This window comes from Actinomadura sp. 9N215 (assembly GCF_044326345.1).
Taxonomy (GTDB): domain Bacteria; phylum Actinomycetota; class Actinomycetes; order Streptosporangiales; family Streptosporangiaceae; genus Spirillospora.
Genome location: NZ_JBIRBA010000005.1, coordinates 108,826 through 133,891 on the forward strand (window position 1 = coordinate 108,826; position 25,066 = coordinate 133,891).

Here is a 25,066-nt window from a genome sequence, read left to right on the forward strand (position 1 = left end):
GACGTCGCCCGCGTGCCCGGAGTTGTCGCCGCCGCCGTCACCGGGGGTGACAACCCGCTCGCCTCCGTTATTGGACGGATTTACTGCGCTATGCCCGGTGCGGATGGTGTGATTGGGGCCGATATCGGAACGAATGGATGTGATGCGAGGTGCGCCACGCGTTCGGCTTCGTCCTCGGCGTCCTGCTGACACCAGGGCTGGTGTACGGCGCGGCCTGGGGCTACGTGCAGGCCGGTCAGTCCTTCGACGGCACGGGGCAGGAGATCACCGACCGCACCCGCATCTACGGCGCGTTCGCCCTGCTGGCCGCCGTGGGCCTGGTGATGGGCGTGATCATCGTCGCGCGCTGGGCGTCGCCGCTGGTCTCGCTCGTCCCCGCGCTGGCGCTGCTCGGCTTCTCCGCCTGGTTCCTCATCGACCCGGACGGCGTCCTCGACCTGCCGGGCAAGGTGCCGCCCTCCGGCGACATGGACTTCGGGCTGCGGATGCTCCTCGGCTCCGGCGTGTACGGGATGATGGGCCTCGCGCTGCTCATGCCGGCGTGGGCGCCGCGCCGCTGGGGCTCCGGACGCGACGAGGACGCCGCCGACATGGACTTCTACTCCACCGTCCAGCGCTGACGCGCCGCCGCCGCGCCGCGCGCCGCCCGCCGCGCGGGCGAGTACGCGTGGTCGCCGCGGTAGAGGCCGGCGAGGACGTCCTCGATCCCCGCCTCCCGCAGCGAGATGTCGCGGACGTCGTGGCTGCGCGCCAGCTCGGCCACCACCGCCGCCGCGTTCGCCGACCGCGGCAGCCGCAGCCACTGCCGCGGCCCCTCCACCCGCTCCGCCTCGATGCCGTCCAGCGCGATCGGCGGGACCGGCCGGTCCAGCTCGACGACCAGCAGCCGGTCGGCGTCGACGGTGCGGCGCAGCTCGTCCAGGCCGCCGTCGTAGGCGAGCCGCCCGTGGTCGATGATCAGGACGCGGCGGCAGAGCCGCTCGATGTCGCCGAGGTCGTGCGTGGTCAGCAGGATCGTCGTGCCGCGCTCGGCGTTGATACGTTCCAGGAAGTCGCGGACGGTCGCCTTGCTGACCACGTCCAGGCCGATCGTCGGCTCGTCCAGGACGAGCAGCTCCGGGTCGTGCAGCAGCGCGGCGGCGAGGTCGCCGCGCATCCGCTGCCCGAGGCTGAGCTGCCGGACCGGCGTGTCCAGGAACGGCTCCAGCTCCAGCAGCGCGGTCAGCTCGGCGAGCCGCTCCCGGTGCGCGGCAGCCTCGACCCGGTACAGCCGCCGGACGAGCGCGAGGGAGTCGCGCAGCGGCAGGTCCCACCACAGCGTCGTGCGCTGCCCGAACACCACCCCGATCCGGCGGGCGAGCGACGTCCGCCGCCGCGACGGGTCGAGCCCGCACACCCGCAGCCGCCCGGACGACGCCGTGAGGATCCCGGTCAGCATCTTGATCGTCGTGGACTTCCCGGCGCCGTTCGGGCCGAGGTACCCGACGAACTCGCCCCGCCGGACGGCGAACGACACGCCGTCCACGGCGCGCAGCGGCGTCCGCGTCCGGCGCAGCCCGCCCGACCTGGTCCGGACGGTGAACGACTTGACCACGTTCTCGGCCTCGATCATCGGCATCAGCTCCCTGTCGATCGGTAGTGCCGCAGCCCCGCCCGCCACGCCACCGCCGCCGCCCCGCACAGCGCGGCGGCGACCAGCGGGGACGCGAACCGCGCCGCGTCCGGGAGCCCGAGCGGGTCGGGCCGGTCCAGGACGTACAGGGCGGGCTGCCAGTTGACGAACGCCAGCGGCACGACGAACGTCACCCCGCGGACGAAGTCGCGCGCGAACATGGTCATCGGGTACTGGGTGAGGAACCCGCCGCCGTAGGTGAGCGACTTGCTCGCGCCGTGGACGTCCACGATCACGAACTGCACCGCCGCCGTCAGCACCCACAGCGCCCCGAAGATCGCCGCCCCGGACAGCACCATGGCCGGGATCATCGCGACGCGGCCGGGCGTCCACGCCACGTCCACCCGGGCCAGCGCGAACGCGAGCACCGCCGCCGCCGGGACGAGTTTGCCGAAGCGGCGCGGCGTGAACTCCTCCGTCGCGATCTGGACGAGCGGGCTCACCGGCCGCACCAGCATCGCGTCCAGCGTCCCCCGCCGCACGTGGTAGCCGAGCCGCTCGGTGGTGCCGAGCACGATGTCGGAGATCCCGAACGACAGCGCCGACGTCCCGTACAGGAACAGGACCTCGGACGCGCCGAACCCGGCGATGCGCGGCGCCTGCGAGAACAGCAGCACGATCGCGGCGGCGTCCAGGCCGGTGACGACCGCAGTCGACAGGGCCAGCAGCACCATCGACACCGGGTACTGGGCCGCCGCCCGGGTCCACGTCCACACGAGCAGGCCGTACATCCGCGCGGCGTCAGTCACCATGGGTCACCGTCGGCCACCGAAGGGCACCGTCAGCCACCGTGCACCACCAGCTTCCGCCGCGCCGCCCGCGTCGCCAGCGCGCCCGCCCCGAGCAGGACGGCCGCCCACCCGGCCTGGAACGCCAGCGCCCCGGCCAGCCCGGCGCCGCCGTACCGGCCGAGGAACACGTCCGCCGGCACCTGGATCATCGCCGCCCACGGCAGCGCCCGCGCGACGCCGCCGAGCGCGCCGGGGAACACGACCAGCGGCAGGATCATCCCGGAGAAGAACAGCGACATCACGAGCGTGACGGCGCTGAGGCCGCGGTCGTCGTGCAGCCAGAACATCCCCATCGCCACCAGGTAGCGCAGCCCGAAGCTCACCGTCACCGCGAGGAGCAGCGCGGCCGCGAACGCGGCGAGGTTCGCCGGCGCCGGCGGGCGGAACGGGAACACCAGCGCCCCGGCCAGCAGCGGCGGCCCGGCGCGCAGCAGCAGGGAGCCCGCCGCGCGGCCGAGGTCGTCGGCCAGCCACCAGCCCTGCAGCCCGGCGGGGCGGTGCAGGTCGATCGCCACGTCGCCGTTGCGGATCCGCTCGGTCAGGTCCATCCCGCCGAAGATCTGGACCGGTCCGATCAGTGCCTGCGTGATGAAGCAGAAGGTGACGGCGTCGACCTCGTCGTAACCGCCGAGGGCCGGACGCGCCTGCCACAGCGCGATCAAGACGTACGCGCGCATGAACCCGAAGACGGTGTTGGTCACGGCCTCGGTGGCGGAGCCGAGCGGATAAGCCGTGTGACGGCGGACGCCGTACCACCACACCCAAGGAAGAACACCCACTTGCCGAGAGACTAAACAGGCGGGCCCGCCACCACTACGTAATTTCGCACAGAATGCGCGATACGGAAACGGGCCCCGGCGCGTTGGCCGGGGCCCGTCTTCTCGTGCCGGTGCTACGACTCTCCTCCTACCGGTGCCATGACGCTCCTCGCGCCGGTGTCACGACGGGAGGGCGGGCTTGATGGGGGAGTACAGCCAGTCCTTGAAGAACGCGTCGAGGTCCTGGCCGGAGATCTGCTCCGCCATGCGGGTGAACTGCTCCGTCTCGGCGTTGCGGTGGTGGTACCGGGCGAGCCAGGTCCGCGTGAGGGTGAAGAACTTGTCGTCGCCGATCTTCTCGCGGAGGAACTGGATCATCAGCGCGCCGCCGTTGTAGACCCGGTCGTTGAACATCGTGTCGCGCTTCGGGTCGCCGAGCACGACCGACCAGAACGGGCGGCCCTCACGGTCGGGGAACGGCCGCGCCGCGTACGTCGCGCGGGCCTGCGTGGCCGCGGAGCTGCCGCCGTGCGTCTCGTTCCAGTGCCAGGTGACCCACGTCGCGAAGCTCTCGTTCAGCCAGATGTCGTCCCACTCCTTCGGCGACACCGAGTCGCCGAACCACTGGTGCGCCAGCTCGTGGACGATCGTGCCCGTGCTGCGCACGGCCGAGTACACCGGCTTGCTCTGGGTCTCCAGCGAGAAGCCGAGCGGCTGCCCGTTGAAGCGGGCGTCGTCGGCGATGGCGCCGGTGCTGCTGAACGGGTAGCGGCCGTAGATCTTCGCCAGCCCGTCGGTGACCTCGTTGGTGGTGTTGTAGAAGAAGTCCAGCGCGTCCGGCTGGTTCGCCTTCAGCACAGGGTCGACGAACGTGTAGTTAGGCACCCCGCCGGGCGTGCGGCCCTCCTTGACGTCCCACTTGCCGATGTCGATCGTCGTGAGGTAGCTCGCCATCGGGCTGTCCTCGTGCCACTTGAACACCTCGGCGCGGGTCTGCGCGCTGCGGCGGCTGAACGAGGCGATCGAGCTGCGGTGCGAGGTGAGCCGCCCGTTGGCGACGGCCTTAAGGCCCTGCGGCACCGTGAGGGTGTAGTCGTAGGTCGCCTTGTCGCTCGGATGGTCGTTGACCGGGAACCAGGTGCTGGGCCCGTTGGGCTCGCCGCCGACGAACGCGCCGTCCGGGGTGTGCAGGAACCCGTACGGGGAGCCGAACACGATCGGCGATCCCACGATCGTCTGCGGCACGCCGCCGTACTTCACGACCGCCGTGAACACCGAGCCCTTCCGCAACCCCTTGCGCGGCGTGATCGTCAACTCCTGGCCGCGGCGCTTGTAGTCGGCCCGGCGCCGGTCGACGGTCACCCCCTCGACGTCCATTCCGGACAGGTCCAGGTTGAACGCCGACAGGTTCTGCGTGGCCCGCGCGGTGACGGTCACCGTGCCGTCCAGCTGGTCGTAGTCGGGGTCGTAGCTCAGGTCGAGCGAGTAGTGCAGGGCGTTGTAGCCGCCGTTCCCCTCAAGCGGGAAATAGGGGTCGCCCACACCGGAGGCGCCAGGGGTGTAGCGCCCTCCTCCGTGTCCGCTGCCGGCGGCGGACGCGGCGGGCGCGAGCGCCACGACGCTCACGGCGGCGACGGCGATCGGCAGCATTCGCCCAGGGATCGCCCGGGACGGAATGAACCGGGGGTGACGCGCCATCAGAGATCCTCTCCCTCGAGTGATCAACAGCGCGCTCACGATCCACCCAATTTCGGTCAATGTCGAGATCCGTTGCCGGATGTGGCCGAAACGGGGGATCACCGACCGTCACACCAGGTGGATCGGTGCGGCCGGTGGTGGCCAGAAGGCCCCCGCGGGTGTAGGGACGCGGGGGCCTCCTGCTCAGGGGATCAGCCCGGAGGGGCGGATCGGGACCGGTTCGGGGCCGGTTCGGGGCCGGTCCGGGGCCGGTCCGGGATCAGTGGAACTGGCCCTCTTCCGTGGAGCCCTTCAGCGCCGTGGTGGACGAGTCGGGGCTGATCGCGGTGCTGACGAGGTCGAAGTAACCGGTGCCGGCCTCGCGCTGGTGCCTGACCGCCGTGAAGCCGCGCTCCGCCGCCGCGAACTCGCGCTCCTGCAGGTCGACGTAGGCCGTCATGCCCTCGCGGGCGTAGCCGTGGGCCAGGTCGAACATGCCGTAGTTGAGCGCGTGGAATCCGGCGAGGGTGATGAACTGGAACGTGTAGCCCATGTGGCCGAGCTCGCGCTGGAACTTGGCGATGGTGGCGTCGTCCAGGTGCGCCTTCCAGTTGAAGGACGGCGAGCAGTTGTAGGCCAGCATCTGGTCGGGGTAGTCGGCCTTGACGGCCTCGGCGAACGCGCGGGCCACCTCCAGGTCGGGGGTGCCGGTCTCCATCCAGATCAGGTCGGAGTGCGGCGCGTACGCCTTGGCGCGGGCGATGCAGGGCTCGATCCCGTTGCGCACCCGGTAGAAGCCCTCGGCGGTGCGGTCGCCGGTGATGAATTCGCGGTCGCGCTCGTCCACGTCCGTCGTGATCAGGGTCGCGGCCTCGGCGTCGGTCCGCGCGATGATCAGCGAGGGCACGCCGCAGACGTCGGCGGCGAGCCGGGCGGTGTTGAGGGTCTTCACGTGCTGCGAGGTCGGGATGAGGACCTTGCCGCCGAGGTGGCCGCACTTCTTCTCGGAGGCCAGCTGGTCCTCCCAGTGCACGCCCGCGGCGCCGGCCGCGATCATGCCCTTCATCAGCTCGAAGGCGTTCAGCACGCCGCCGAACCCGGCCTCGGCGTCGGCCACGATCGGCGCGAGGAAATGGGTGTCCCCTTCGCCCTCCGCCCACTGGACCTGGTCGGCGCGCAGCAGCGCGTTGTTGATGCGGCGGACGACGGCCGGGACCGAGTTCGCCGGGTAGATGCTCTGGTCGGGGTAGGTCTGGCCCGCGAGGTTGGCGTCCGCCGCCACCTGCCAGCCGGACAGGTAGATGGCCTTCAGGCCAGCCTTCACCTGCTGGACGGCCTGGAGCCCGGTCAGCGCGCCGAGCGCGTTGACGTAGTCCTCGTCGTGCAGCAGCGTCCAGAGCCTCTCGGCGCCGAGGCGCGCGAGGGTGTGCTCTTCCTGGACCGAACCGCGAATGCGCACGACGTCCTCGGCCGTATAGGTCCGCTCGACGCCCGTCCAGCGCGGGTCGGTCTCCCACTGCCGCCGCAGCTCATCGGCTGCGCCCTTGAGGCGACTGTCAGTCATCGTCTTGCCCTTCCGTGTCGTCCCCTGGGTGCTTGTGCTCGACTATGCCCCGGCCGCAACCCCCTGATGAACCGACGGGTAACGAAAGAACTGCGAAATTTCCGCTACGATGAAGCCGTGACGACCTTGCGGCCAGAAGAACCCCTCAACTTGACGAGTGACGTAGATCTCGTCACCTTCGGGCAGCGGCTCCGCCATCTCCGGCGCGGCCGCGGGATGACGCTGTCGGAGCTCGGCGGGCGCGTCGGCCGCGCCCCGTCCCAGCTGTCCCTGCTGGAGAACGGGCGGCGCGAGCCGAAGCTGTCGCTGCTGCAGGCCCTCGCCGCCGCCCTGGAGTGCCCGGTCGAGGAGCTGCTGCGGCGCCAGCCGCCCAGCCGCCGCGCCCAGCTGGAGATCCAGCTGGAGGAGGCGCAGCGCGACCCGCTGTACCGGACGCTCGGCCTCTCCCACCTCAAGGTCGGCAAGCGGATGCCCAACGAGGTCATCGAGCACATCCTCGCCCTGTACGGGGAGCTCAAACGCAGCCGGACGAAGCCGACCGCGAGCCCCGAGGAGGCGCGCAAGGCCAACGCCGAGCTGCGCCGCCAGATGCACGAGCGCGGCAACCACTTCCCCGAGATCGAGCGGATCGCGTCCCAGACGCTCGACTCCGTCGGGTACCGGCGCGGCGCGGTGTCGCAGGGGCTGCTGATGACGCTGGTCGGGCACTTCGGGTTCAGCCTGCAGTACGTCCAGGACCTGCCGCGCTCGGTCCGGTCCGTCACCGACCTGCGCAACCGGCGGATCTACCTGGAGCGCGAGCAGCTCGGCATGCACACCCCCCGGACGATCCTGCTCCAGACCCTCGGGCACATCGCGCTCGACCACGACCAGCCCCGCGACTTCGCCGACTTCCTGCGCCAGCGCGTCGAGGCCAACTACTTCGGCGCCGCGATCCTGATCCCGGAGCGCAGCGCGGTCCCGTTCCTGCAGGAGGCCAAGGCCGCGCGGGAGCTGTCGGTCGAGGACCTCGCGGACGTCTTCGCCGTCTCCTACGAGATGGCCGCGCACCGCTTCACCAACGTCGCCACCCACCACCTCGACCTTCAGCTGCACTTCACCAAGAACGACGAGAACGGCACCATCTACAAGGCGTACGCCAACGACGGCCTGAACTTCCCGCAGGACGAGGACGGCGCCATCGAGGGCCAGCGGATGTGCCGCGAATGGGCCGGACGCCACGTCTTCGGCGCCGCCGACCGCTTCTCCGTCTACTACCAGTACACCGACACCCCGAGCGGGACGTACTGGTGCCTGTCGCACATCGACCCCAGCCACGAGCGCGACTTCGCGATCACGCTGGGCGTCCGGTTCGAGGACTCGCGCTGGTTCCGCGGCCGGGAGTCGACCCGGCGGCGCAGGTCGTCCTGCCCGGACGGCGACTGCTGCCAGCGGCCCCCGCGGGAGCTGTCCGACCGGTGGGAGGGGATGGCGTGGCCGTCCGCCCGCGCGCACTCGCACGTCCTGTCCGTGCTGCCGCCCGGCGCCTTCCCGGGCGTGGACGAGGCGGACGTCTACGAGTTCCTCGACAGGCACGCCGCCCAGTGACCGGCGTGCCGAGCGGAGCTCGTCCGTTGGACGGCGGCGGGTGGGGGCTGGAGGACGGTGTGTCGAGCGGAGCTCGTCGGTTGAATGGTGGTGGGTGGGGGCTGGAGGACGGTGTGTCGAGCGGAGCTCGTCCGTTGATTGGTGGTGGGTGGGGGCTGGAGGACGGTGTGTTGTCGTCCTGTTAACTCTTCGGGCCTGTCCGGTTCCGTGGTGAATGTTCTGGCAGGATCTGGCGTTCCCTAGAAGGTAGGGGGACGCCGGGTCCCGGACGGCCCGCACGGGAGGGAGAGCGCGTGCTGCCAGAGGTCGCTGACTGGGTGGCCCGCCGCACCAGCGCGGCGGGGGACTGGCCGCCGCGGCTGCTGCTCGCCGCCAAGGGCGACGCGCGGATCAGCGTCGTGCTGCCCGCGCGCGACGAGGAGGCGACGGTCGGCGCCATCGTCGCCGCCGTCCGGACCGACCTGGTCGAGCGGATCCCGCTGGTCGACGAGATCGTCGTCGTCGACTCCCGCTCCGCCGACCGGACCGCCGCCGTGGCCGCCGCCGCCGGTGCCGACGTGGTCGCGCAGGACGCCGTCCTGCCCGAGCACGGCCGCATGTCGGGCAAGGGCGAGGCGCTGTGGAAGTCCCTCGCCGTGACGTCCGGCGACCTGATCGTGTTCGTGGACGCCGACCTGCGCGAGTTCACCTCGTCCTACGTGACGGGCCTGCTCGGGCCGCTGCTGACCGACCCGTCCGTCGGCTACGTCAAGGGCTGCTACGACCGTCCGCTGGTGGACGGTGAGCGCCGCGTGGAGGGCGGCGGCGGACGCGTGACCGAGCTGGTCGCGCGCCCGCTGATCAACCTGCACTGGCCGCTGCTGGCGGGGGTGATGCAGCCGCTCGGCGGCGAGTACGCCGGGCGCCGCGCGCTGCTGGAGCGGCTCCCGTTCGTCACCGGCTACGGCGTGGAGCTCGGCCTCCTCCTGGACGTCTTCCAGGACTCGGGCCTCGACGCCATCGCGCAGGTCGACCTCGGCCGCCGCGTCCACGCGCACCAGTCGACCGAGGCGCTCGGGGCGATGTCCGGCCAGATCATGCTCACCGCCTGGTCGCGGCTGGAGCGGCACGGCCGGATGATGCCGCTGGAGGCCCCGTCCACCGCGCTCACCCGGTTCCACCGCGCCGCGGACGGCCACGACGCCCGCACGACCGACGTCGCCGTGGGGGAGCGCCCGCCGATGATCGGGATCCCCGGCTACGCCGCCGCGCGCTCCATCTCCCCTGGTTACCCGCGGTAACACGGGCCGGCGCCGGGTGGTGCTACCGTTGGTAACAGCGATATTGGAGAAAGGGTCAATTGGCAATGACGAGCGCCGCACCGACGCCGTTCTCGCTGGAGCCGAGCGAGGACGTCCGCGAGGTCAGGGACTGGGTCCACGAGTTCGCCAGGGACGTCATCCGTCCCGCCGCCGAGGAGTGGGACGAGCGCGAGGAGACCCCCTGGCCGCTGATCCAGGAGGCGTCCAAGGTCGGCATCTACTCGCTCGACTTCTTCGCCACCCAGTGGCTGGAGCCGACCGGCCTCGGCATCCCCGTGACGTTCGAGGAGCTGTTCTGGGGCGACGCGGGCATCGGGCTGTCCATCACCGGCACCTGCCTCGCCGCCGCGTCCATCGCCGCCGTCGGCACCGAGGAGCAGACGGCCGAGTGGGTCCCGCAGATGTTCGGGACCCCGGACGACATCCGCCTCGGCGCGTTCTGCGCGTCCGAGCCCGACGCCGGCAGCGACGTCGGCGCTATCCGCACCCGCGCCGTCTTCGACGAGGCCAAGGACGAGTGGGTGCTCAACGGCGCCAAGACCTGGGCGACCAACGGCGGCATCGCCGACGTCCATATCATCGTCGCATCGGTGCACCCGGAGCTCGGCAGCCGCGGCCAGGCCAGCTTCATCGTCCCGCCCCGCACCCCCGGCCTGCGGCAGGGCCAGAAGTTCAAGAAGCACGGCATCCGCGCGTCCCACACCGCCGAGGTCGTCCTGGACGACGTCCGCCTTCCCAGCGCCAACATCGTCGGCGGCAAGGAGAGGTTCGACGAGCGCGTCGCGCGGACCCGCGAGGGCAAGAGCTCCAAAGGCCAGGCCGCGCTGAAGACGTTCGAGACCACCCGCCCGTCCGTCGGCGCGATGGCCCTCGGCATCGGCCGCGCCGCCTACGACTACGCCCTCCAGTACGCGCGCGAGCGCGAGCAGTTCGGCCGCAAGATCGGCGACTTCCAGGCCATCGCGTTCAAGCTGGCCGACATGAAGTGCCGCCTGGACGCCGCCCGCCTCATGGTCTGGCGCGCCGCGTGGATGGCCCGCACCGGCAAGGACTTCCAGAACGCCGAGGGCTCGATGGCCAAGCTGATGGCGAGCGAGATGGCGGTGAACGTCACCGAGGAGGCCATCCAGATCCTCGGCGGCAACGGCTACACCCGCGACTACCCGGTCGAGCGCATGCACCGCGACGCCAAGATCTTCACCATCTTCGAGGGCACCTCGGAGATCCAGCGCCTCGTCATCGGCCGCACCGTCACCGGCCTCCCCGTCAGATAGCAGCCGACCTGCCCGCCGTCCCAGACCACTGGGCCCGGCCGCCGCGCCCTTGCCACGATCGACAGACTCAGGCCCGTCAGGTCCAGTCGTGCTCGCGCGGACGCCAACCGAGTCGCTCGCGCACCGTGACCAGTCCAGCTCCCCGGCCGCGCCGGAGACTCGTTCGACGCATCTGCGGTGCCGTGGATTGACGAGGCTGAACTCGTAGAGCCCACCCTCATGCGGATCGTCGAGTGGTGGCCGCATCCGGACAGGTTTCATCCGTGCGGGTCCACCGGGCGAATCCAGAACGCGGACGATCACGGAGGGAAGGCCATGTCCGGGTTCGGGTTGGTGACGACGCGACGGCCATTGGTGGGCCAAGGTGACGTGCTCGCCGGACTTGAAGCCAATGCGCCATCTCTGCCAGGTAAATCGAACCATGGGCCGGCCGGCGCCCGCGGCGAGCCGATACCTCGGGTCAGTGGGGCCGCCCGCTTCCGGTATTACGTCCGTCTCGAAACCGCTCGGCCAACGCGCCGAACCATCTGGCCGCGTTCACGCGGGCCGCCCATGGAAAGCCCGGCTGAAGTCCAGTAGTGGGCGATCAGCTGGTTCCGAGAGGGTGGGGGCGATCCGTCCCCTCCACCCCGCATCTGGGACGACATGGCAACTCGCCGCCGCCCTTTCAGGAAGCTGCGCCTCGTCCAGGGGATTACCGCAGAAGAAACGAGCTTCAACTGCACCGAGCCAATTCGTATATCGAATCGGGAGACACGATGACAACCATCAACAAGTGGGGAACCACGCTGCTGGCGGCGCTGGCGACGTTCACACTCGTCCCGGTGACGGCGGCTTCGGCCACCCAGCACAACCACGAGACCGGCACCTACCAAGCCTCCCTGGACGTGGCGGCGACGACCGGCCTGCCCAGGTCGGCAGGGCCCGTGAAGGCCGTGCTGCTGGACGGATACTGCCTCGACAACACGCCGCTGCGGGTGCTCCCCAACGAGACAAGCGCTGTACAAGGCACCTGCCAGCGGGCCCACAGCATCGACGTGACCTGCTACAAGCTCAACAGCGGAACGCCGCCGCCGTACACCTACGGCCTCGTCAACGACAGGACGATCAACAAGGTCGGCTATGGTCGCGGCGACCGAATCTATGTGCAGCAGCTTCCACCCGAGTGCCCCTGACCCGGATGCGGCGGCGCCCCGACGTATATGACGCCGGATGACGCCGCCTTACCATCGATCCACCAAGGCCCGCCGGGGCACAACCGGCGGGCCTGCTTAAAGTAGCTTGAACTCGTAGTGCCCGGCACGCCTATGAGGGTTCGGTGGTTAGGCGGGTCTTGGCGAGGCAGCCGTCAATGTGGTGGGCTCCCAGTGACTCCGGAAACCGGTTGGCCGCGAGTGTGCTTCTCAGCGATGTCCGCGCCAAGGCGCCCGATGTCCCGTGCTCGCCGGATTCTCCGGCCGGCCGTCAGGCGCGCACTGTGCCTGCCGCGGTGTCGTACACGGTGGCGGAGCCGGAGGACTTCACTCGCGCGCAGGCCGGCGTCAGCGTGGTCTTGGTGACGATGTAACTCCGTTTGTAGATGCCGTAGCGGATGTACTGGTTGTAGGGCCTGGTGAGCGCGGTGACGGAAATGGATTGCCCCCTCGAAATCGTGGCGGTGATCTGCATCGATAGATGAAGCTTCGAGTTGATCCCGACGACGACGAGATTTATTCTCAGCCTCGTGATTCAGGGTGGAGACGGTACGGCAGGTCGGCCAGGGTGAAGACCTTCCAGAAGTAGGCGTCCGCCGCGTGCTGGTCGCCGGGGTAGTTGATCGCCTCGGCTATGCGGCCCTCCTCGATGCGGAAGGCCAGCGCCCAGGTGATGTCCAGTCCCCTGGGTTTCGTGCTCCACCCGCGGTGCAGGTCGACCACCCAGTCGCCGTCCGCGGCCAGGAAGATCGTCTCGGCCTTGAAGCCCGCCCGGCCGAGCGCCTTGAAGAAGGCCAGCACCTCGTCCGGCCCCTCCTTCGTGCCGGCCAGGGGATGGTGTCCGGGGATGGTCCAGGTGATGTCCCGGGCGAAGAACCTCGTGCGCAGCGCTTGGAGATCGCCCTTTCCGTAGGCCTCGTAGTACTCGCGGATCAGGGTGACGTTCGGATGCTCGCGAGGTTCGCCGGCGGGCGCCGCCGCGGCCGGTTCGGGGCCCGCGATGGTCGCGGCGGCCGCGGCCGCCGCGGTGACGCCGGCGGCGCGCAACAGACTCGCGCGAGAGATCTCGGTCATGAGGAACTCCTTTCGGAAACGGGGACGGCGCTTGTCCCGCTCATGCGGCGGTCGGAGGGAAGGACGGCGATGGCCAGCGCGCCCAACGCCGCCCGGCTGACGGATTCGGAGACGTTCCCCTGCCGGGAGGTGAGTTCAGCGGTCGCGTGAGCTCCAGTTGCGAGTGAGCTGTCTCCATTGGCTCCATGGATCGCGGGCTTTCCGCGCGCCGCATACCAGCGGCTCAGTAGCGGCCGACGACGTCGCGGATCAGCGCGTCCTGGATTAGGAATGCGTACGAGAAGCTCTCGCCGCCGCCCCCGCTCGTCTTGAAGTCGTAGTTCACGACGTACCGGTCGCCGTCCCAGCGGCTCCCGGTGGCCGTGTAGTGGCCGCCGACGTCGAGTACTTCGGGAATGAGGAAGCGATTCATGATGTCCGCGCGCGACGGGTAGATGCGGCCGACGCTGTCGAAGCGGGCGTTTTCCACGAAGGTGGCTTCGACCCCTTTCGCGTCGCCCGCGTTGGCCGCGTCCACGAAGCGGCGCGCGACGCGTTCGGCCTCCGCCTTGTCGACGGGCACGGCGATGGCGGACGCCCGAGGGGAATCCGAGGCACCCGCCCCTGTGCGGGCGCCCGCGGAACGTTCCGGCGAACCGCCGGTCTCGCCCGCTCCACCGCAACCGGTGAGTAGTACCGCCGCCATCATTGCGAGGCAAATGTGCTTGCGAAAGCGCATGACGGAATCTCCAGCTCCTGCCATTTTCTTTTCCTTCGGTTCCCGGCCGATGAGCGGACCCTGTGCCCCTTCCCTGGCGAGCGCGGGGTTGCCCGCCGGGCCGAGGGGAGGCCCTCCGCTGCCGGAAGGCGTCCGCTGGGCTCAGCAAAGCGCGGGCTCCCCGCGCGAGTCCAAGACCTTTGCCTATGCAAAAAGCGCATGGATGCCCAAGGACGGCGTCCCACCCGCTCAAGGCCGACGCCCGAGGTCACCCCCTGTAGCGGGCATGGTCTGCCGGTGAACCGGTTTCCGCCACCGAAGCCGTCGTGGCGCCGATCAGGGTCCCTTTCCGAGGCGGCAAGGGAGCGCGAAACCTATGCCCATACAGTTAACGCATAGATCAGCCCTTGGGTCAGGGAGGACTGCGCATGGACGTGGACACGCGGTCCCTGCGGTATTTCATCGAACTCGCCGAACGACTGAACTTCACCCGCGCCTCCGAACGGCTCTTCGTCTCCCAGCCCGCACTGAGCCGCAGGATCCGCCAGCTTGAGGAGGACCTGCGCACGCCGCTGTTCGAGCGGACCGGTCGCGAGGTCCTGCTGACCGCCGCGGGCGAGGCCCTCCTCCCGCTCGCGCGGCAACTCGTCGCCGACTGGCAGGCGGCCCAGCGCACTGCGCGCGTCGTGGCCGCGGCCAGATCCCGCATCCTGCGAGTCGGATTCGAGGCTTCGGGCGCCGGGACGATGGCCACCCAGGCCTATACCGAGTTCATGCGGCGGCACCCCGATTCCTCCGTCGAGCCCAAGCGCCTCGAGTGGGGCGGGGAGGTGATGGCGCTGCACGAGGGCCTGGTCGACGTCGCCTTCGTCTGGCTCCCCGCCGACACCACCGGACTGCACACCGAGGTCGTGGCCGTCGAGCGGCGGATGGCCGGGCTTGCCGCCGGACATCCGCTGGCCGGACGGGACACGATCTCGATCCTGGAGCTGAACGACGAGCCGATCGTCTGGACCCGGCAGGCACCGAGGGACTGGGTCGACTGGTGGGCGGTGAACCCGCGTCCCGACGGACGGGAGCCGCTGTGGGGACCGGAGAACGACAACGTCGAGGAGATGCTCGAACACGTGGCCTCCGGCCGGGCGATCTGCATCAGCCCCGAGTCGATGACTCTGCACTACAGCCGTCCGGATCTGGCGTGGCTGCCCGTGAACGACGTCTCACCGCTGCGCATCGCCCTCTGCTGGCCGGTGAGCACCACCAACCAGTCCGTCGCCGACTTCGCCTCCGTGGTCAGGCGCCTGTCCGGCTCGGCCCGTCCTCCGATCCCCGGGGAAGCTCGCGGGACCGGCGATTGACACGGACGGACGCCGTTCCGCTCCAGAACTCCGGAGTCATGGTGCTGGTCAACGAATACGTGTTCCTGGCCACGGCTCGGCAAGCTCAAGGATCCCGGCAGTTCGCTGCCCTGGCCGGTGCCGGCATCCACGCGGTGCGCACCCGAGCGGCGTCAGGTGGCGGCGGAGCGGAACCCTCCGAGCGTGTGTCCGTGTGCTTTCTAGAGTGGGATCTTGTGGCAATGCCACATGATCGCCTTCAGCGCGCTCGGGTCTCTCTTTCCGGCCTGGCCCTCGGGGACGCACTCGGATCCCAGTTCTTCGTCCCCGCCAACCGCCGGCACCTCTCCGCCCGGACGCTCCCGCCCGCACCTTGGCAGTGGGCTGACGACACCGAGATGGCCTGCTCGGTCTATCTGACCCTGGCCCTCCACCACGCCATCGACCAAGACGTCCTCGCAGCCTCCTTCGCCCAGCGGCATGACTTCGACCGCGGCTACGGCCCGGCGACCAACCGGTTGCTCCGCCTGGTTCGTGACGGCGGTGACTGGCGAACCCTGGCTACCGACTTGTTCGACGGCTCTGGCTCCTGGGGCAACGGATCGGCCATGCGCGTCGCCCCACTCGGCGCCTTCTTCGCCGACGACCCCGAACAGGCAGCCCACCAAGCGGCCCTATCGGCAGCCGTCACCCATACTCACCGCGAGGCGATTGCCGGAGCCATCGCCGTTGCCGTCGCAACGGCACACGCCGCCCACGGATCCCTGTCTCCAGGGGTGTTCATTGACCGGATTCTGGAACACGTCCCTACCGGCAAGGTCCACGACGGTATTCAGGAGGCACGCCGGCTGCTGACGGTGAGCGATCCAGAGACTGCTGCGTACTTTCTCGGAGACGGCCGCACCGTCGCCGCCCACGACACCGTTCCCTTCACCCTCTGGGCCGCCGCTCACCACCTCACCGATTACCCGCAGGCTATCTGGACCACCGCGGCAGCTGGCGGAGACATCGACACCACCTGCGCCATAGTCGGCGGCATCACCGCCACCGCAGCAGGTCTCCACGCACTACCCGAGACTTGGCGGCGAGCAGCAGAGCCGCTCCCAGACTGGATCCGGACCACCTGAAGAGGTGAGTCGCAGATCCGCTTATGATCAACCGGCTCTCAATCCTCGCATCCTGTCGATCTGCATCACGTTGGGCGGGACAATCCAGCGGGACCCGTCCCGGCATACCTGACGCACCCCAGCTCATCTGCGTCAGGTTCGACGGGACGCAACAGCCACGCCCGCGTCCGGCACCGCGGACTGCAAAAGATCGCCCCCGCCTGACGCTCGGCGCCGACCATCCACTCGGTTCCGCACTCCGCACACACCGCCCGGGCCGCCGGCGAACCGTCCAGGATCACCGCCACCCGGGCCCGGCTCGCCGCACCCACCGCCACTGCCGAGCCCGCCACACCGCACTACAGAACCGGGCATCCTGCCGCAACCAGCCCGGAAGCGACTCCCCGCCCCCCGGACACCGCCGGACCTCGCCCTAGGCCACGCCACCAGCGTGAGCGCCTCAGCCAACCCGCCAAGCAGTGCGGTCCAGGAGGTGCGGCCGGTCCCCAGCGCTGCGACGAAGGAGTACGGCCAGCCGGGAATCATCTGGTGCCTGGCCTTTCGCTGCGGCCGTAGGTGTGGCAGGACGCCCGGCCAGGTGAAGTGTCGGCGTCCGGGCGCAGCCACGGCGACGCATCGACCGCCAGCACGATCCGGCCATCGCTCGCCCGAGGCAACGGCAGCGCGGCCAGCGCCCACCGCAACCTCGTCACATTGATCCCGCCATGGTTCAACGCGTCATACATCGCCCCGTGACCACGACGATGCTCGGGCGCCAGCGACAAATCCACCAGCGACCTGACCGGCCCGTCGGTGCACAGCGCCGCGTCCACCAGCTCGAACAGCGCGTCCGCCCGCGCGGTCAGGCATCCGTGGAACTCGGTCCGGAAACCGGACAACACCCTCAGCTCCTCGACACGCACCGCGCATCCAGAAGAATCAACCCCTCAACGGCCTTCGTCGTGATCAGTTCTTCTTCGCCGGAGCACATGATCACGCGGAGGCCGTTGCACTGTCCGCGAAACCCTCAACCCGCGCACAAACCATGACCTTCCGATCACGCAGGCAGAACTCAGGATCAGGACCAGAGGATAATCGTCAAGCTCAGCAGCGTGGCCGCTCCGGCCAGGTTCGCGAAATGCCTCGGCATCAGCACTCCCGTTCACAAACGGGTTCGGTGCCGGTTCCGATGGGGGCTGCTGAGTGGGGTCGACCAGCCAAGCAGCTGGCCGGCTCTCGAGACCCTATGTAAGATACTTATCTATGGATGAGGTGAGAGTCACGCTCGCTGTAGCCACCGTGCTGCGCGTCTTCCTCGATGACGTCGCGCAGCCACGCTACGGCTATGAGCTGATGCAGCTGACCGGGTTCCCAAGCGGGAAGCTCTACCCGCTGCTGGCCAGGCTTGAGCGGGCGGGCTGGCTTACCAAGGAGATCGAAAACGTCGAACCGGCTGCGGCGGGCCGTCCCGCCCGCCGCATGTACCGGCTCAGCGAGGAAGGGACGCAGGCGGCACGTTACGAGCTGGCCAAGCTCAACGAACAACTCCGGCCCTCCGAGTCGGTCACATCCCGGCTGCGACCCGAAGGCGGGCGGGCATGACGGTGCTCTGGACGGCCCTGTTGTCGAGCGTTGGCGTGCTGGCAGTCGGCGTCGTCGTCAGCGCGCTGGGAGACGAGGCCCGCGGTCGCCTGGATCAACTTCCATATGCGCTACTTCGACTTGCAGGGCATCGCCTGCCACATGACGTCCGAAGCGACCTGATGGAGGAGTGGGAAGCCGAACTCGACGCCATCCTCATTCCGGCCGCCGGACTCCCGATCACTCGTTTAGTCGTGGGCACACGGTACTCGCTGGGCCTGCTGAGGGTGGGCCCCAGGGTGGCGGGCGAACTCACGGACGGCACCCCTTCTGTGCTGCCGCTTCGCGCTCGGCTGTATGTGGGTGGTGTGGTCGGCTTGGCCGCTACCGTGATCGGCACCTCATCGATCGGTGCTTCCTGGCAGACCGTGGCCTCGCTGGCGGCGTTGTTCCTGGTCTGCGAGTCCTTCGCCAAGCTCAACTTCGGACGCGTCGGTGTCTCGCCTGGGTACGCCGCGGGCCTTGCTTCCGTGGTCCTGCTCGGCCCGGCGGGGGTCGCCCTTGTGGGCGCCACCGCCACAATCAGCAGGCAGCGGATGTTCGCGCCCGTGAAGCGGCTGTTCAACGGTGCCCAATTCGCCCTCAGCGGGTACGCAGCCAGCGTCGCGTTTCAAACACTGCACAACGCCTCGTATCAGCCCGGTCGGCCGACATGGCTGGAGCACGTCATCGGCCCCTTCCTCGGCGCGCTGGCCACTTTCGTGTCGGTCAACCTGCTGCTGGTGGCAGGGATCCTGCTGCTCAGCCAGCAGGTTGCCTGGCGGGGTCTGCCGCGCGGGAGCTGCTATCTGATGATCGGCGTCCTCGGCGACGGCATGACCGGTCTGCTCATCGCCGGGCTGTGGGACAACATCGGCGTGTTCTCTGCTCTCTTGGTGCTGCTTCCGCTGGTGATTGCGCACTGGGCGATTGCCCGGACTCACGGGAAGCACCGGGCGCAGACCGGTGGGTCTGTCTGATCGGAATCGACCCACAGGGTGCCCTCCACCGGACGCGCCGCTCAGCTTGAAGAATCACACACGGCAACAGTCCGATTCGGCGCCCTTGCCTCACACGCGAAGATCAGAGGTTAACGTCAAGCTAAGTGGGTGTTGAAAAGCCCCTCGATCGGCTTGATCCTGAGTGACGGAGGGTAGCGATACGGGGCTGTCGTGCCGGTCCTTTGGGCCGGTCTGCTCACGTAGCTCGAACTTCGTCCGAACCGCACGTCCACGCAGCTCAACGGAATACTTTCGCTGGGTGTGTCATAGCCTTCACGCTGTAACGAACGACGTCTCCGGCGGACCCCGGGTACTCCTTGTCCTTGCTGGTGATCATCACCCGGTGCCTGGGTCGGACGTAACCGCCGGACCTAGCAAGGATGCAGCGATGGCAATGCTGACCCACATGCCGATCCATCGACGGACTCGCCTGCGACGAGTGGCAGCAAGGCTGTGTACGGTGTAGTTCAGCGGCTTTGTGCATACCGGAATTGGACCGGCCAGCGGCGCGCAGGACTATCGTCTGCCGGTCTTTCGACCAAGTAGCGCCGACCTTCGTACGACCAGTACCCCCGTGCTCCCCAGAAGTTCGTGCGGTGCGAAAGAGTGGTCCACTGATTCTGCTCGAGAACGGTGGCCATCGAAGTAATCCCTCTCGGCTCGAAGCCTTCCTGCCCGAGATAGGCGTTCTCTCGGTGCGAGGGCGGTCAGGGCAACACCCATCATCCGGGCGGCCGGTCGGGACCCCTCCCGTGGCGGGGGCCTCAACACCCAGCGATCGTCTCGCTGGACAACGGGGCTGGCACTCAGCCGCGGTCGGACCTATGGACTTCCGCAGGTCGCGTGTGGGAGAGCGGCAGGCAGACGAGGCTCTTGGCGGCGGTGGTTTGCACCGGCATCGGTTCCCGGTTCGGTAGTAGTGGCGTGCGGCGGTGTCGACGCTGACGTCCAGGCCGGCGGCGATTTCTGCCCAGGTGGTGCCTGCGGCGCGGTCGGTGGCGACGGCGGCGGCCAGCACGGTGCGGGCCTTGGCGAGCAGGGGCAGCGCGGCGGCCGTGTAGCCGACGCCCCGATTCGTGGGCGGCACGATCAAGTTCGACGGGCGACCGGGCGGCGGCCTGTGGGGCTGCCCGACGGCATGACTGATCTCTTGTGTTGCTCAAATCTCGCCCGGTCCGGGTCCCCGGGCAGGCCGAATGCCCTGCTCCGCGCGCATCCTTACAAGGCATGTCATCCGCGGATTGTTTGTTAGTTGAGCAGGTGCCGGAACCAAACAACTCCGGAGTGCTAGACCGGACGAAGTACAGCGCGGACGCTCGGACGCCGTGATCGGAATACGGGAGACGCAGGTCAAGAACGCCGTCTACGAATTCAGGGTGCCGCATAAGGATGCACGGGGTCATGACCCCATCCATCGGCACTCAGCAGGCCCGGAAGGTGGATCATGGGCGACTCACAGCACGGATCGTCGCCCGGCCGGCCCGGCGGCGGGATCGGGGCACGCGGCGAGCAGGGCGGAGGACGTGACGCGCCGTCGCTGTCGCTGCCGACGGCCGGCGGTGCGATCCGCGGCATGGGTGAGAAGTTCTCCGCCAACCCGGTGACCGGGACGGCGTCGATGTCGGTTCCGTTGGCGCTGTCCCCCGGAAGGGGCGGCGTCTCTCCCCAGCTCACCCTGAGCTATGACTCCGGTGCCGGGAACGGGCCGTACGGTCTGGGCTGGACCGTGGATCTGCCGTCGATATCCCGCACCACCGACCGGGGGCTGCCCCGTTATCTCGACGACGAGGACACCTTCCAGCTCAGCGGCGCGGACGACCTGGTCACCGCGCTCTCCCCGGACGGCCGCCCAGTGCGGCGCAGCGAGGGACCGTACGACATCCGTGCGTACCGGCCCCGGACCGAGGGGCTGTTCGCCCGCGTCGAACGGTGGCGGCACACGGCCTCGGGCGAGACGCACTGGCGGGTGACGACCAAGGACAACGTCACCAGCGTCTTCGGCCGGGACGCGTCGGCGCGGATCGCCGACCCGGCCGCCCCGGCGCGGGTGTTCCGGTGGCTGCTGCAGGAGACCCGCGACGACCGGGGCAACCTCGTCGTCTACACCTACAAGCGGGAGGACACGGCCGGCGTGGACGCCGGCGCACCCCACGAACGCAATCGTCTCGGCGACGGCGCCGCGAAGGCTCAGCGCTATCTCAAGCGCGTCCGGTATGGAAACGTCGAGGACGACACGGACTTCTGTTTCGAAGCGGTGCTCGACTACGGCGAGCACGACGACGAGAAGCCGACCCCCGAGGAGGACCGGCCGTGGCCAGTCCGCCGCGACCCGTTCTCCGCCCACCGGGCCGGCTTCGAGTTGCGGACCTACCGGCTGTGCCGGCGGGTGCTGATGTTCCACCAGTTCGACGAACTCGGCGATGATCCCGTGCTGGTGCGCTCCACCGACCTGGGCTACCGCCATGATCCCGCGCTGACCTACCTCACGTCGGTGGTACAGAAGGGTTTCGTACGCGACGGTGACGGCTATCGAGAGGCGGAGGTGCCGCCGCTGACGTTCGGCTACACCGAGCGTTCGGTCTCCGCCCAGGTCCGCCCGCTGGCCGGCGGCCATGGCGAGTCGCCGGCCCGGCTGGACGCCGCCTACCAGTGGGCCGATCTTGACGGCGAAGGCGTCTCGGGAATCCTCACCGAGCAGGCCGGCGCCTGGTTCTACCGGGCCAACCTCGGCGGCGGCGCGATCGACGCCCCGAAGACCGTGGCGTCCCAACCGAACGGCGCGGGCCTGGCGGGTCGCGGTGGCCTGCCGGGCGGGGGGAGCACACCGGACGGCCCGGTGAGGACGCGGCAGCTGATGGACCTGGCCGGAACGGGCATTCCGGATCTGGTCGACCTCGGCGGTGCCGTACCCGGCTACCACGCCCGCACGCAGGCGGCCGGCTGGCAGGACTTCGCCCCGTTCGCCGGCCTGCCGTCGCTGAGCTGGACCGATCCCAACCTGCGGTTCGTCGACCTCACCGGCGACGGTCTCACCGACGTCCTGCTGACCGCCGACGACGGCCTCACCTGGTACCCGGGCGCCGGTCACGACGGGTTCGGCGACGCCCGGCAGCTCGGCCTCGCAGCCACCGAGGAGCACGGCCCGAGGCTCCTCCTGGCCGATCCCGAGCAGAGCGTCCATCTGGCCGACATGACCGGCGACGGCCTCACCGACCTGGTACGGATCAGGAACGGCGAGGTCGCGTACTGGCCCAATCTCGGCTACGGACGGTTCGGCGCGAAGGTCGCCATGTCCGGTGCTCCGCTCTTCGATCACCCCGACCGGTTCGATCACCGCCGCCTGCACCTGTTCGACGTGGACGGCAGCGCCCCCGCCGATCTGCTGTACGCGGGCTCGGACGGCGTACGGCTCTGGTTCAACCAGGCAGGCAACTCCTGGAGCCCGCCCCAACACGTGGACGTACCGGTCGACCGCGCCACCGGCGTGAGCGTCGCCGACGTCCTCGGCAAGGGAACCGCCTGCCTGGTCCTCGCGCAGCCGGGGCCGGACACCGAGCCGCAGGTCCGGTACGTGGACCTGATGGCGGCGGGCAAGCCGCATCTGCTGACCGCGCTGGACAACCACAGCGGGCTACGGACGACCATCACCTACGAGTCGTCCACCGCGTACTACCTGGCCGACAAGGCGGCGGGCAGACCGTGGGCCACCCGGCCCAACTTCCCCGTGCACGTGGTCGCCGCGGTGCAGACCCGGGATTCGGTCGCCAACACGACGCTGGTCACGACCTACGCGTACCGGCACGGCTACTACGACGGGACGGAACGGGAGTTCCGCGGATTCGGCTACGTCGAGCAACGCGACGCGCTGCGCAAGGCCCGTCCCGGCGATCGGCGGGACGAGCTCGTCCAGCCGCCGGCGCTGGTCAAGCGGTGGCAGCACACCGGCTGGTACGCGGGGCGCGACGCCGTCGCCCGGCAGTTCGAGGACGAGTACTGGCCCGGCGACGACGGATCCGGCGACGGGTTCCGGCTGCCCGACACGGTCCTGCCGGACGGGCTCAGCACCGACGAAGAACGTCAAGCCTGCCGGGCCTTACGCGGAAACGTGCTGCGCACGGAACTGTACGCCGAGGACGGCGGCCCCCTGGAAAAGGTCCCGTACCAGGTGTCAGAACACAGCTACACGCTGCGCCTGATACAACCCGCGCAGTCAACGCACTACGCCGTCCTGTTCGCGCACCACGCGGAGACACTGAGCGTCCACACCGAACGCCGATCCGATGACCCCCGCGTGGCGCACGAGTTCACCCTCCAGGTCGACGCCTACGGAAACCCCGTCCGCACGGCGACCGTCGCGTACCCGCGCGCCGGCGGTGATCCCGCACAGCAGCGGCTGTGGATCACCGTCCAGGAGCGCGACGTGGTCAACGACGTCGACACGACCGCACGATGGCGCATCGGCACAGAGATCGAGACCCGCGCGTACGAGATCGGCGGCGTCACACGGAACGCGGCCGTCTTCACCGCGGCCGTGCTGGACGCGGGTCTGGCCGCCGCCGCCCGAAACGAGGTCCCCTACCAGGACGACCTGTCAGGGACGATCCCGCAGCGGCGGCTGATCGCGCGGACGGCCACCACCTACCACTCCGACGACCTCGAGACCGAGCTGCCGCACGGCCGGCTCGGCGAGCGGGCGCTGGTGTGGCGGACCTACCAGCAGGTGTTCGCGCCTGGACAGGTTGCCGCGCTGTTCGGCGAAGGCCGGGTCACCGACGCGACGCTGACACAGGCCGGCTATGTCCGGCGGGCCGATGACGGCGTGTGGTGGGCGCCCTCGCATCGCGCGGTTCCCGACCCGGAGTGCTACTACCAGCCGGTCGAGCTGATCGACCAGTTCAGCGCGGCCGCGACCATCGAGTATGACCAGTACTGCCTGCTACCGGTCCGCACCCGCGATGCGCTCGGCAACACGACCCAGGTCCGGATCAGTTATCGCGTACTGAAGCCCTGGCTGCTGACAGATCCCAACGGCAACCGGTCCGGCGTCCGTTACGACGCGCTCGGCATGGTGACGGCGACGGCCGTGCTCGGCAAGGAGGGCGCGTCCGAGGGCGACCACCTCGACCTGTCCACTCCGGAGAGCTCAAGCACCGACGACCCCACCGTCGAGATGGTCTATGACCTGGTGAGTGTCCCGGTGTCCGTGCACACCATGGCCCGGGAAGAGCACGGAGCGGCCGAGCCGCGCTCGCAGGAGACCCGCGCCTATGTGGACGGCATGGGACGAGTGATCCTCACCAAGACGCGGGCCGAGCCGGGCATGGCCCCCGTCCGCGGCCCGGACGGAAAGCTGATACGCAACCCGGACGGCACGCTGCGCCTGCAACCGACCGACCGGCGATGGGTGGGCACCGGCCGGACCGTCTACGACAACAAGGGCGACCCGGTCCGGCAGTACGAGCCGTACTTCGCCCCGGACGAGCGCTTCGACACCGAGGACGACCTGGTCAGATACGGCGTCACGCCGATCCTGCGGCACGACCCGCTCGGCCGTCTCGTCGAGACCGAGCACCCCGACGGCTCCGCGTCCCGGATGGTCTTCGACACCTGGCGGCAGGAGGCATGGGACCGCAACGACACCGTCCGGAACAGCCGCTGGTACGCCGAGCGAGTCCCGCCGACCTGCCGGAGACCGACCCGCGGAACCGCGCCGCCCGGCAGGCGCTCGCGCACGCCGGCACACCGACCGAGACTCGGCTGGACTCGCTCGGCCGCGTGCACGTCACCGTCACCGACAACGGCGGCGGCCAGCGGTTCGAGGTCACCGTCGAGCTGGACGTCCAGGGCAACGAGCGCGCCGTCACCGACGCCCGCGGGATCAGGGTGCTCCAGCAGCGGTTCGACATGCTCGGGAACCCGGCGCACACCCGCAGCGCCGACGCGGGCGAGCGGTGGGTCCTCCTGGACGTCGCGGGCAACCCCGTCTACGCCCGGGACAGCCGGGGCAGCGCATTCCGCTGGGCTTACGACGTGCTGCGCCGTCCGACCCACGCCTACGCCGCCCCGGCGGGCGGCGCCGAGCGGCTGCGGCTGCGCATCTACTACGGCGAGACCCTGGGCGACGGCGCGGCGCGCAACCTGCGCACCCGTCCCTGCCTGGACTTCGACGGCGCGGGCGCGGTGCGGACGCTGCGCGCCGACTTCAAGGGCAACACCCTGGCCACCGAGCGCCGCCTGGCCGCCGACCCGCTGACCGAGCCCGACTGGACCGTCATCGCCCAGGCCAGGACGCCGGAATCGGCGCTGACCCGGGCCGCCGCCCTGCTGGAGCAGACCGCGCACGCGACGACCACCGCGTACGACGCGCTGAACCGGCCGACGCTGATCACCGGCCCGGACGGCAGCCTGACCCGG

At 69.7% G+C, this 25,066-nt stretch carries 19 protein-coding genes; 10 read left to right on the forward strand and 9 right to left on the reverse strand.

Annotated elements, in window-relative coordinates; all coding sequences use genetic code 11:
* Positions 1 to 149: 149 nt before the first annotated feature.
* A complete protein-coding gene (locus ACH34T_RS10800; RefSeq protein ID WP_395991889.1) occupies positions 150 to 620 on the forward strand; it encodes a hypothetical protein in 471 nt (156 codons plus the stop codon).
* On the opposite strand, the gene ACH34T_RS10805 is transcribed toward ACH34T_RS10800, so the two are convergent.
* The 5 genes from ACH34T_RS10805 to aceA all read right to left on the reverse strand — a co-directional run bounded on the left by ACH34T_RS10805 (position 599) and on the right by aceA (position 6,462).
* Positions 599 to 1,612, reverse strand: coding sequence for an ATP-binding cassette domain-containing protein (locus tag ACH34T_RS10805; protein WP_395992128.1), 1,014 nt, complete (start codon positions 1,610 to 1,612; stop codon positions 599 to 601). The genes ACH34T_RS10800 and ACH34T_RS10805 overlap by 22 nt on opposite strands.
* Positions 1,613 to 1,617: 5 nt before the next feature.
* Complete coding sequence (locus ACH34T_RS10810) at positions 1,618 to 2,424, reverse strand: ABC transporter permease (RefSeq protein WP_395991890.1); 807 nt, start codon at positions 2,422 to 2,424, stop codon at positions 1,618 to 1,620.
* A gap of 29 nt (positions 2,425 to 2,453) precedes the next feature.
* Complete coding sequence (locus ACH34T_RS10815; RefSeq protein ID WP_395991891.1) at positions 2,454 to 3,242, reverse strand: ABC transporter permease; 789 nt, start codon at positions 3,240 to 3,242, stop codon at positions 2,454 to 2,456.
* A 159-nt stretch (positions 3,243 to 3,401) separates the two neighbouring features.
* On the reverse strand, positions 3,402 to 4,871 hold the full coding sequence (locus ACH34T_RS10820; protein WP_395991892.1) for a M1 family metallopeptidase: 1,470 nt from the start codon (positions 4,869 to 4,871) through the stop codon (positions 3,402 to 3,404).
* Positions 4,872 to 5,178: 307 nt separating this feature from the next.
* Entirely contained in the window at positions 5,179 to 6,462 is a 1,284-nt protein-coding gene (aceA, locus tag ACH34T_RS10825) for an isocitrate lyase (protein ID WP_395991893.1), read from the reverse strand.
* A 150-nt stretch (positions 6,463 to 6,612) separates the two neighbouring features.
* Between aceA and ACH34T_RS10830 the strand changes: the two genes are divergently transcribed.
* The 4 genes from ACH34T_RS10830 (at position 6,613) to ACH34T_RS10845 (ending at position 11,799) form a co-directional block, all read left to right on the forward strand.
* A complete protein-coding gene (locus ACH34T_RS10830; protein ID WP_395991894.1) occupies positions 6,613 to 8,049 on the forward strand; it encodes a helix-turn-helix domain-containing protein in 1,437 nt (478 codons plus the stop codon).
* 293 nt (positions 8,050 to 8,342) lie between these two features.
* Positions 8,343 to 9,329: a glucosyl-3-phosphoglycerate synthase gene (locus tag ACH34T_RS10835; protein WP_395991895.1), complete on the forward strand. Its 987-nt coding sequence runs from the start codon at positions 8,343 to 8,345 to the stop codon at positions 9,327 to 9,329.
* A gap of 65 nt (positions 9,330 to 9,394) precedes the next feature.
* The gene (locus tag ACH34T_RS10840) at positions 9,395 to 10,624 is read left to right on the forward strand and encodes an acyl-CoA dehydrogenase family protein (RefSeq protein ID WP_395991896.1); all 1,230 of its coding nucleotides are present in this window, start codon (positions 9,395 to 9,397) and stop codon (positions 10,622 to 10,624) included.
* 758 nt (positions 10,625 to 11,382) lie between these two features.
* Entirely contained in the window at positions 11,383 to 11,799 is a 417-nt protein-coding gene (locus ACH34T_RS10845; protein WP_395991897.1) for a hypothetical protein, read from the forward strand.
* A gap of 289 nt (positions 11,800 to 12,088) precedes the next feature.
* Here the strand turns inward: ACH34T_RS10845 and ACH34T_RS10850 are convergent, their stop codons facing one another.
* The 3 genes from ACH34T_RS10850 to ACH34T_RS10860 all read right to left on the reverse strand — a co-directional run bounded on the left by ACH34T_RS10850 (position 12,089) and on the right by ACH34T_RS10860 (position 13,609).
* Positions 12,089 to 12,292: a hypothetical protein gene (locus tag ACH34T_RS10850; RefSeq protein ID WP_395991898.1), complete on the reverse strand. Its 204-nt coding sequence runs from the start codon at positions 12,290 to 12,292 to the stop codon at positions 12,089 to 12,091.
* 47 nt (positions 12,293 to 12,339) lie between these two features.
* Positions 12,340 to 12,891: a nuclear transport factor 2 family protein gene (locus tag ACH34T_RS10855; protein ID WP_395991899.1), complete on the reverse strand. Its 552-nt coding sequence runs from the start codon at positions 12,889 to 12,891 to the stop codon at positions 12,340 to 12,342.
* 223 nt (positions 12,892 to 13,114) lie between these two features.
* On the reverse strand, positions 13,115 to 13,609 hold the full coding sequence (locus ACH34T_RS10860; RefSeq protein ID WP_395991900.1) for a hypothetical protein: 495 nt from the start codon (positions 13,607 to 13,609) through the stop codon (positions 13,115 to 13,117).
* 407 nt (positions 13,610 to 14,016) lie between these two features.
* Here ACH34T_RS10860 and ACH34T_RS10865 point away from each other — a divergent pair, with 407 nt between their 5' ends.
* Entirely contained in the window at positions 14,017 to 14,946 is a 930-nt protein-coding gene (locus ACH34T_RS10865; protein ID WP_395991901.1) for a LysR family transcriptional regulator, read from the forward strand.
* 38 nt (positions 14,947 to 14,984) lie between these two features.
* Positions 14,985 to 16,052, forward strand: coding sequence for an ADP-ribosylglycohydrolase family protein (locus ACH34T_RS10870; protein ID WP_395991902.1), 1,068 nt, complete (start codon positions 14,985 to 14,987; stop codon positions 16,050 to 16,052).
* Positions 16,053 to 16,573: 521 nt separating this feature from the next.
* Here the strand turns inward: ACH34T_RS10870 and ACH34T_RS10875 are convergent.
* Complete coding sequence (locus ACH34T_RS10875) at positions 16,574 to 16,933, reverse strand: transposase (protein ID WP_395991903.1); 360 nt, start codon at positions 16,931 to 16,933, stop codon at positions 16,574 to 16,576.
* 361 nt (positions 16,934 to 17,294) lie between these two features.
* Here ACH34T_RS10875 and ACH34T_RS10880 point away from each other — a divergent pair, with 361 nt between their 5' ends.
* The 3 genes from ACH34T_RS10880 to ACH34T_RS10890 all read left to right on the forward strand — a co-directional run bounded on the left by ACH34T_RS10880 (position 17,295) and on the right by ACH34T_RS10890 (position 24,905).
* Entirely contained in the window at positions 17,295 to 17,633 is a 339-nt protein-coding gene (locus ACH34T_RS10880) for a PadR family transcriptional regulator (protein WP_395991904.1), read from the forward strand.
* A complete protein-coding gene (locus tag ACH34T_RS10885) occupies positions 17,630 to 18,631 on the forward strand; it encodes a hypothetical protein (protein ID WP_395991905.1) in 1,002 nt (333 codons plus the stop codon). Before ACH34T_RS10880 ends, ACH34T_RS10885 begins: the two co-directional genes overlap by 4 nt.
* 1,465 nt (positions 18,632 to 20,096) lie before the next feature.
* Positions 20,097 to 24,905, forward strand: a complete 4,809-nt coding sequence (locus ACH34T_RS10890; RefSeq protein ID WP_395991906.1) for a SpvB/TcaC N-terminal domain-containing protein — start codon at positions 20,097 to 20,099, stop codon at positions 24,903 to 24,905.
* Positions 24,906 to 25,066 lie beyond the last annotated feature (161 nt).